We start from the raw sequence: 320 nt of genomic DNA, 5'->3' as shown, positions 1-320 counted from the left end.
AAGTGTTAGTAGAATTCGCACGCTTTCGTGTTCTTTATTTTTGGATTGATTGCGAAGCCCTTCATTAGCCAGTCGACCTGCTCAGAAGATAAAGCTTGAACTTCATTTTGATTCCTGGGCCAGTTCAATTTTCCATTTTCAAATCTTTTGTAGAGCAGCCAAAAACCTTGTCCGTCCCAATAAAGGGCTTTGAAGCGGTCCTTGCTTCCGCCGCAAAAGAGGAAGACTTTGCCGCCAAAAGGATCAAGTTCAAACTGTTCTTTGACTAAAGTTGCTAGTCCATCAATGCCTTTACGCAGATCCGTCTTGCCGCAAACGAT

General features: G+C 43.4%; 1 protein-coding gene. It reads right to left on the bottom strand.

Annotated features, from left to right (window positions below):
• Positions 1 to 5: 5 nt before the first annotated feature.
• A partial coding sequence (tnpB, locus tag JEM49_RS10830; protein WP_201874956.1) for an IS66 family insertion sequence element accessory protein TnpB occupies positions 6 to 320 on the bottom strand: 315 nt, incomplete at its 5' end.

The sequence above is a fragment of the Lactobacillus sp. A27 genome (assembly GCF_016742815.1).
In the GTDB taxonomy this organism is placed as follows: domain Bacteria; phylum Bacillota; class Bacilli; order Lactobacillales; family Lactobacillaceae; genus Lactobacillus; species Lactobacillus gallinarum.
The sequence above is the reverse complement of the archived record's forward strand: the minus strand, read 5'-3'. Positions and strand labels throughout refer to the sequence as shown.